At 41.3% G+C, this 2,627-nt stretch carries 2 protein-coding genes and 1 pseudogene; 2 read left to right on the forward strand and 1 reads right to left on the reverse strand.

The window, feature by feature from the left end:
- Positions 1–275, forward strand: a pseudogene (locus EWV84_RS05380) (Rpn family recombination-promoting nuclease/putative transposase); the annotation flags it as partial.
- 266 nt (positions 276–541) lie between these two features.
- Here EWV84_RS05380 and EWV84_RS05385 read toward each other — a convergent pair.
- Positions 542–1,300, reverse strand: a complete 759-nt coding sequence (locus EWV84_RS05385) for a sulfite exporter TauE/SafE family protein (RefSeq protein WP_287076939.1) — start codon at positions 1,298–1,300, stop codon at positions 542–544.
- Between the two features lie 509 nt (positions 1,301–1,809).
- On the opposite strand from EWV84_RS05385, the gene EWV84_RS05390 reads away from it, so the two are divergent.
- On the forward strand, positions 1,810–2,627 hold an 818-nt coding region (locus EWV84_RS05390), incomplete at its 3' end, for a lipid kinase (protein ID WP_287076941.1).

Consider the following 2,627-nt stretch of genomic DNA (forward strand, 5'->3'; position numbering starts at 1 on the left):
TTGTTTATAAGTTACCGCTTCTCAATCGTCGGGAGATAGAAACTATGTTTAGTTTAGATGAATTAAAACAAACTCAGTATTTTCAAGATGTGCGCGAGGAAGCGCGTCAGGAAGGTCGTCAGGAAGGTCGTCAGGAAGGTCGTCAGGAAGGCAGACTAAACAAAGCACTAGAGGCGGTCCCTCGTTTGTTAGCCTTAGGGTTAAGTGTTGAGCAAGTCGCATCCGCCTTAGAGTTAGAGGTTGAACAGGTTAGAGCTATACAAAACGGGACATAATCTCCTTATGTCCTCATGTCTAGGAGGTTCTGTTATACTAAATCCTGTTTGATTTGATTGATTCAAGCTAATGTTATGGCTAATACTGGGAAAAGTTAAGATTTACACCCCATAGATGAGCGATTAAAAGCAATAATCTCCGCCATTCTACCCCCCCCGAATTTGTCAAGTATTCTCCGTTTTTTATTGATGAATAGGGAAAAAGCCCATCAGGGAGAGACTAGAAAGGTTAGAAAGTTGAGATTTAACGAGTCCGTTGATGCGGTTTAAGAGCAAGCGCGGATGAAGAAATAAATGGCCATCAGTAGCAGAAAAATATAAAAAGTAATCCGCACCAATCGATCTGGTAATTTCGGTAAAAAACGAGTGGTTACTTGTACACCTAGAGAACCACCGATACCTAAAATAATCCCTTGTAGATAAAGAATATAACCGGCTTGGGCATGAGCGAAACAGGCGGCGATCGAATTGAGTAAAACCACACCTAAACTGGTGACAATGGCGATTTTGATCTTTTCTGCCAAAAAAATCATTTGTAGTGGCACCATGATCGCCCCACCGCCAATTCCGAAAATACCGGCTAGAAATCCAGCGATTCCTCCGGTTAGCAGACAGGCTAGATTAGGATTCAATCTAATGGCAGAAACTGGCTCTTTTTGGCTTAAATTTTGCTTGAGATTGGTTAAATAGATATTGAGCAGTAAAAAACAACCAAAAGCCGCTTCTAGGAGGTGTTTGGGGCTATATTTGACCAGATAGACCCCGATAAATGCCGTAAAAATCCCGGGTAAACCTAAGAGGAGAACTCGCTGCCATTTGAGGGAACCTAATCGCCAATTTTGGATCGTACCCACTAGGGAAGTGAAAACGATCGCTAAACTGCTGGTAGCCACCGATTCCCCGTAACTGTAGCCCAAATTTAACAGGATCGCCACGGAGATAGTGCCACCCCCAATACCGAATAAACCCGCTAATAAGCCCGAAAAAACGCCCGTTATCAGTAAAATCAAGTAATAGTCTGCCATTATCTTCGTTTTATGGCCTTGAAGGGTCTGAATTTGCTATCATACATAGGGTCTGCTGAAAAAGTTTTTCCTAGGGGCAGGGTGTAGGGTGTAGGGTGTAGGGTGTGGGGTTTTACCGATTTTCATCTGGTCAATTACCTAATTTTCAGGGAAAAAGTACCTGAATTTCCCCCTGATCACTCCCATATCTGGTACTTTTGGATTTCAAAAAAGTCTAAAAGTCTTATCCAGCAAGGTTTTTAGATTTATTCAGCCAGCCCTACATAGGGGCAATGGTAGAACATTTTCTCGAAGAAAGGGCTATTAACTAAAATTTAGTGATCAATGGGGCGGCTCTTCTGGTTTATGTGTGGAAACGAGGTCTATACTGATAGAATATCCGCAAAATAGCCCTAAAAGTCTTGCCCGATAAGCATTTCACGATTCCATAAGCAAAAATTATCACACATCACCTGATATTTTTTCTGATTTAATTACATAACCTTTATCCCTGCATGAGAAACTGACCTATGACTAAAAGAGCTTTACTACTAATTAATCGTCACTCGCGCAAGGGTAAAGAAAACTTTGCTCAAACTGTCGAGCTGCTCAATCATTGGGATTTTGAAATTATCAGCGTCCCTTTGAAAAAGGTAGAAGATATACCTTTTTTGATGGAAAAATATCGCTCTAATATTGATTTAGTTATCGTCGGTGGTGGCGATGGTACTCTTAATGCTATGGTGGATGTGTTGGTAGAAACTCAACTGCCCCTAGGCATTATACCTTTGGGAACGGCTAATGATTTAGCCCGGACTTTAGGGATACCGAATTCTATTGCCGAAGCTTGTCGAATTATTGCGGAAGGTAATTTAAAATATATCGATCTAGGTTGGGTAAATAATAAATACTTTTTCAACGTGGCTAGTTTAGGATTAAGTGTGAAAATTACCCAAAAACTGAACAAGGGTTTAAAGCGACGTTTGGGGATTTTGGCCTACGCTTGGACAGCCCTACAGTTATTAAGTAAAACTCGTCCTTTTACCGCTATGATCGGTATTGATGGCCAAAATATCAAAGTTAAAACCCTGCAAATAGCGATCGGAAATGGTCGTTATTATGGGGGAGGAATGCCGATCGCTCACGATGCCCAAATTGACGATCAAAGACTAGATTTATATAGCCTAGAAATTGAACACTGGTGGCAAATTTTCCCGCTTTTATGGACGTTACCGCGAGGACAACAGGGTTTATTATCTTGGGTGAGAACTCTTAAGGGGAAAGAAATTCAAATTCAGACTCGTAAACCCCATAGTATCAACACCGATGGCGAAATTACTAGCACTAC

It is taken from the genome of Microcystis sp. M_QC_C_20170808_M3Col (genome assembly GCF_007095505.1).
Lineage (GTDB): Bacteria > Cyanobacteriota > Cyanobacteriia > Cyanobacteriales > Microcystaceae > Microcystis.